The sequence below is a fragment of the Candidatus Thiosymbion oneisti genome (genome assembly GCF_900092655.1).
GTDB classification, from domain to species: domain Bacteria; phylum Pseudomonadota; class Gammaproteobacteria; order Chromatiales; family Chromatiaceae; genus Thiosymbion; species Thiosymbion oneisti.
This window is the reverse complement of sequence record NZ_FLUY01000735.1, coordinates 1-6108: the sequence shown is the minus strand read 5'-3', so window position 1 is coordinate 6108 and position 6108 is coordinate 1. Positions and strand designations below refer to the sequence as shown.

At 62.9% G+C, this 6108-nt stretch carries 2 protein-coding genes; both read left to right on the top strand.

Annotated elements, in window-relative coordinates; all coding sequences use genetic code 11:
- Window positions 1–864 precede the first annotated feature (864 nt).
- On the top strand, window positions 865–4017 hold the full coding sequence (locus BQ17_RS07930; protein WP_256091517.1) for an efflux RND transporter permease subunit: 3153 nt from the start codon (window positions 865–867) through the stop codon (window positions 4015–4017).
- A 167-nt stretch (window positions 4018–4184) separates the two neighbouring features.
- The gene (locus BQ17_RS07925; RefSeq protein ID WP_141699164.1) at window positions 4185–5948 is read left to right on the top strand and encodes a coiled-coil domain-containing protein; all 1764 of its coding nucleotides are present in this window, start codon (window positions 4185–4187) and stop codon (window positions 5946–5948) included.
- Window positions 5949–6108 lie beyond the last annotated feature (160 nt).

Here is a 6108-nt window from a genome sequence, read left to right as displayed (position 1 = left end):
TTTCCCGAAAGCGGTGGGATGAAGTTACCATATTCCACGCTGAATTCCATATCACGTGGGACTGAGGAGAAAGATTTTCGGCTGGATTATGGAAATTATGTTGCTCTATCCCTGATGCTCTGAAAATCCGGTAATACTTTCACAGTCTCTCCAGCGTGGGAACGCCGTTGTGTTCGCTCCAGCGGACTCAGCTCCTCTGTGCTGATAGGCGTTGGCGGTTAGCCTACCGAGGGGCTTAATCGACGCTGGAGCATAGATCCCTCCTCCGTCGGGACAAGGTCTGCTCCCACGCTGGAGCGTGGGGAGCCAGCCGAAGACTCAACGATGGGGCTCTGAGGCTCGACGATGAGGCTCCGAGACTCAACGATGAGGCTCTGAGGTTCAACGATGAGGCTCCGAGACTCAGCGATGAGGTTCTGAGGTTCAACGACGAGGTTCTGAGCTTTGGTGACGAAGCTCTGAACTCCGGTGACGCAGTTCCGAACTCCTGCAACCTGGTATCTTGAAGATCGGTTGGATGTTGGGCACGGGCCATCCCTGGTCCTTTGCCCAACCTACGCGCTTTTTATCCACAGATTACGCAGATTTTCGCCGATTATTTCATCTGCGGAAATCTGTGTAATCTGCGGATTTAAATGTGGTGAGCTGACGTACGCGAACGGCGGGTTGCGGCCATCCATGGCCTTACCCGCCCTACGGGTCTGGGTAGCAAGACGCCAGTGGCCGGGGATCACCGCAGGTGTCATAAATCGCATTCAGCATAAGCGGACAAATTTTCCGCAGGAGTCCTGCCGGCTCAATGTTATCGGTAGTTGTGAGCATCCATACTGGTCGATACGGTTCGCCGCGTTCACCGTATCATCGATGCGGTTCGCGCCATCCGGCAGTGCCATCCTGGAAGGATTTCCCGCGCTCACCGCATCCTACGGTAGTGAAGTGAACGCGAATATCTCTAACTGGTCCGTGCGTCACCCGGTGGGGGTGGTGATGCTGACTCTGGCGGTCATGGTGCTGGGGGCCTTTGCCTTAGGGCGCCTGAACATCGATCTGCTGCCGCGGATCATCTACCCGGACATCCGGGTGCGCATCCTGGACCCCGGCGTCCCCGCCAAGGTCATGGAGGACGAGGTCACGCGCCAACTGGAAGAGCAGTTGGCGATCACCGAAGGGGCCATCGCCGTCCAATCCCAGACCCAGGAGGGGCGCAGCGCCGTGGATCTGTCGTTCGCCTACGGCACCGACGTGGACCAGGCCCTGCAGGATGCCAGCTCCCGGCTCGACCGGGCCAAGCGTTTCCTGCCGGACGATATCGAGCCGCCGATCATCTACAAACGGGATCCCTTCCAGCTGCCGGTGGCGGAGTATGTGGTGAGCTCTCCTCTGCTGGACCCGGTGGAGCTGCGGGCCTGGGTGGACTACGACCTGAGCCGGGCCCTGCTCAACCTGGACGGGGTGGCCGCGGCCGAGGTGGGGGGCGGGCTCGAACGCGAGATCCGGGTGGACGCCGACCAATATCGGCTGGCCGGCCTGGAGCTGGACGTGCTGGATCTCGAGCAGGTCCTGCGCCAGGCCAATCAGGATATCCCGGCCGGTCGCCTGCGGATGACCGAGGGGGAGCTCAGCGGCCGCACCCAAGGCCGTTTCACCAGCGTGGAGGAGCTGTTGGATCTACCCCTGCCTGGCGAGGACCGTGACGACCCCCTGTCGCTGGTGCGCCTGGGGGAGGTCGCCCGGATCATCGACGGGGCGGCCGAGGAGCGTCTGCGCATCCGCCTGGACGGCCAGCCGGGCATCAAGCTGTCCATCCAGAAACAGCCCCTTGCCAATACGGTGGCGGTGGTCGACCGGGTCGAGCAGGAACTCGACCGGTTGCGGGAGCAGGGACAGATCCCGCCGGACATCGCCATCGCGCAGGTCGACGACCAGGCCCGCTATATCCGCCGCGCCCTGAACAATGCGGTCACCGCGGCCGCTGGCGGCGCCTTGCTGGCCATGGCCGTGGTCTATCTGTTTCTGGGCAGCCTGCGCCGGACCCTGATCATCGGCAGCGCCATCCCTATCGCGGTGCTGGTCACCTTTATCCTGATGGCCGCCTTCGGGCTTACCTTCAACATCATGACCTTGGGCGGCCTGGCGCTGGGCATCGGCATGCTGGTGGACAATACCATCGTCATGCTCGAGAACCTCTACCGCCACCAGCGCCGGGGGGAGTCCCCGGAGCAGGCCGCGGACGGGGCAAGCCGGGAGGTCACGGGCGCCATCGTCGCCGCCACCTCCACCAATCTGGCGGCGGTGCTTCCTTTCCTGTTCGTCGGCGGCTTGATCGGGCTGCTGTTCCGCGAGCTCATCTTCACCATCTCTGCCGCCATCCTCGCCTCCATGCTGGTGGCCCTGACCCTGGTGCCCGCCCTGGCCGGCCGGGTGCCGGTGCACCGGGAGGGCCCCGCGCGGCGGCTGGTGGACCGGATGTTCCAGACCGCTCAGGACGGCTATGGCCGCCTGTTGGAGCGGCTGCTGCCGATCCACTGGCTGGTCATCGTCATCTGTGTGGCCGGCCTGGCCCTGACCGTTCCCTGGCTGCGCGAGGCCAAGCAGATCTTTCTGCCCAAGCTGGACGAGGGCGATGTGCGCATCAGTCTCACCGCCGACAGCGGCATCAACCTCGACCAGATGGACGCCCTGGCCCGGCGGGTCGAGAATCTGGTCGCCCACCAGCCGGAGGTCCAGACTATCTTTACCACCGTCGGCGGCTTCATCTTCGGACGTTCTCAATTTGAGTCGACGCATCGGGCGAGTCTCCAGATCCAGCTGCGACCCCCGGCGGAACGGGAGATCAGCAGTAACCACTGGATCGCCCGCATGCGGACCCTGCTCGACGCCGAGCGCATCCCCGGGCTTCGGGTGTATATGTACACCCGAGGCATCCGCGGCATCCGCCTTAACCGCGGGGACGACGACCTGAGCCTGCGCATCAAGGGCCCCCGGCTGGCGACCCTGGAGACACTCGGCGACCAGGTCGTGGAGCGTTTGCAAAAGATCGAGGGCCTGCGCAATGTCCGCCACTCCAACCAGGATTTGACCCAGGAGCTGTCCATCCGGCTGGACCGGGAACGGGCCGCCGGCTACGGCCTGGATGTGGAAGACGTGGGCAAGGTGCTGGGTTTCGCCCTCGGGGGCCAGGTGGTCACCGATTTCATCGCCGAGGATCGCCGCATCGATGTCCTGCTGCGTCTCGACCGGGGCGATGTGGGGAGCCTGGGGGCGCTCGAATCCATCCTGCTGTTCAGCAAGACGCCACCCCGGGTCCCTATCCGCCTCGGGGATATTGCCCAGGTCGCGATCCTGCCCCAACCCTCCGTCATTATGCGCGACCGCCAGCAACGAATGGTGGAGGTCACCGCCTCCCTGGGTGCGGAGCTGAGTCTGGCAGAGGCCCTGGAACGCGCCCTGGCGGCCACCGCAGCGCTGGAGCTGCCCCCCGGCTACAGCCTCTACGAGGCAGGTAGCCTGGAGACCCTGCAGGAAGGCCAAGATTTGGGCCGGCTGCTGCTGGGGTTGGCCCTGTTTCTGGTGCTGGTCGTCATGGCTGTGCAATACGAGTCCTTGCGCAACCCCTTTATCATCCTGCTCAGCGTGCCCTTTGCCCTCATCGGCGTCGTCCTGGGGTTACAGTGGACCGGGTTGCCGCTGTCCATGCCTGTGTGGTTGGGGCTCATCATGCTGGCGGGGATCCTGGTCAACAACGCCATCGTGTTGGTGGAGTTCATCGAGATCCAGCGCCGCCAGGGCGCCGACAAGCTCCAGGCCATCGTCGCATCCGCCCGCCTGCGCCTGCGTCCCATCCTCATGACCACCCTGACGACCGTGGTGGGCCTGCTGCCCCTGGCCCTGGCCTTGGGCGAAGGCTCGGAGCTGCTGCAACCCCTGGCGGTGACCATCGTCTCCGGGCTCCTGTTCTCGACCCTGGTGTCGCTGGTGTTGGTGCCCTTGGTCTATCGGTTGTTGGGGGCCAGGTGAGCTGACCTTAACGCGGTGGTCGCTGTTCCGAGCGGCCGTGCAGCACTGCTTGAGGCAGGTACTAGGGAGTGGGTTCGTGCTATCTTTTGTTCCTTAATTCACCAAAATTTTGCCGGTGAAGTTCTGTCATGGAGCTGCCTAATGAGACGAATGGCGGGGACTGAGTTGTGACAACACAGTCTGACTTTGATTTCTGGCGGTATGCGACGCTGCGGCCTTACGGCAGCAGTATGATGACCCCCCTGGCGGCACTGTGGCTCGCCTTCTCTTTCGTCATCATCTTGCTGATGTCGCTGGTGGAGGGCACGGTCTGGGCGACCGTGAGTCAGTATTTCGTGCCGCAAAGCATACGCTGGTTGGCGGTGATTCTGGCCCCGCTGTTCTTTGTCGGCATTTTTGCCGTCATCTGGATCGTCGATGTCTCCTTCATCACCTCCGAAAAACCTTTTCGGTCCACCAGTCGGCCCGCCTGGTCGAGTGCTTCCGATGTAACAGGACTCAGGGCCCGGACCTCCGATGCCCCTCGGTTCGAAACCCTGCGCTGGTGGTTTGGCGTCGCCGTGCGCCTCGCTATCGTATTCATCTCCTTGCTCATCACGGCGCCCTTCCTGACCCAGGTGATCCGCTCCGATGAGATCCGAGATGTCTACCAGGCCGAGGTCGCCGCCAAGCGCGCAGCCAAGGAGCAGGAGCTGGTCCGCCTCCAGGACCAGGCTATCGAAGCAGCCAAATCACGGCGTGAACAACTGGACAAAGAGCGGCAGGCGCTTGAGAAAGAGGCGGATACGATCAGGCAAGACAGGGCCCCGACCATTAAAGACTACGAGCGTGAAGCCGCGGCCTATCAGCAGGAATTCGAGGACGAACGGGCCGGAGTCGGGGGACGCCGCCCCGGCATCGGATCCAAGGCGCGGGAGGCCCTGGCTGCGGTCGAGGCGGCGCGTGCGCAAGCCAGATACCTCCGCGCTGAACGCGACCGAGCGCTGGCGCCCATCACGGAGGATCTGGCCGGGAAACGCGAATCCTTGGGCGCGATCGACCGGCAGATCGCCGACCTCACAGCGAAACGCCAGAAGATCCAGGCCGAATCCACCGCTCTGTCTTTACCCGCGTTTGCGCGAGGTTACGACCTGGATATTCCTGCGGACACCATCGGCACCCGAGTGCGCATCCTGGAGACCTTGCGCCAGGAGGATCGCAGGCTGGCCCAAGGTGCCTTGGACCATTTCAAGACCATCGAGGGTCTGTCCCAGGCCCTGCTCGGTATCCTTTTCCTGTCCCTGATCGCGCTCAAGATATTCGAGCCCCGGGCGGTCCGCTGCTATCTCAACGACACTCTGCAACAGCAGTGGCGGCACTACCGGAACGGGTATTACAGCGATATCCCGGGGTTTGCATCCGAGACCGGCAAGCAGCTGCTCGATCCCGTGAGCTTTGCCGATGCCTACCTGAACACTGACCCCTTGTCCTGGCGCCGCCAGGCGCAGCTCGACCACCTGCGACAGGAGCAAGAAATCCGGAAGCTGGAGCTGGAGGAGCGGCGGGTAAAGGGTCGAGCCGACCTCGAGCACTACAAGCGGACATTGGGGCATGAGTTAGAAGAGGAAAAGGACCGGCGGCTCCATAAGCTGGAGCAGGAAAAACATGCGGTCGAGAACGAGTATCGGGAGCAGATTCGCCGTGCCAAGGCCGAGACCGACCGGATGCGCGGAGAGGCCGAGGCCAGGGTCGCGGCGAAGATCGCCGAGATCGAATCTACCCAGGCCGCGGCCCAGCAAGGCCTTGAGCTGGAAAGGCAGGAAGCGCAGATAAAAATCCGCGGCATGGAGCAGCGCAACCAGAGGCTTCAGAAACGCATCGACCTACTGATCGCTGAACAGGAAGCCAAGATCGAGGCGAGTAAAAGCGGGATCAAGCGCCGATGGTGGTAAATCTTTAGGTTTGATAGTCCCGGAAGACTTCAATCCGCCGAACAGCGCAGCGACCCAACCTACCCTCGTATCATTTAAAGATTGGCCCTTTATGGATTCCGGACTGCTTTGGAGTGCGCCGGCAAAGCGGCGCGACCGCATCGAACCTCAGCGACGGGGG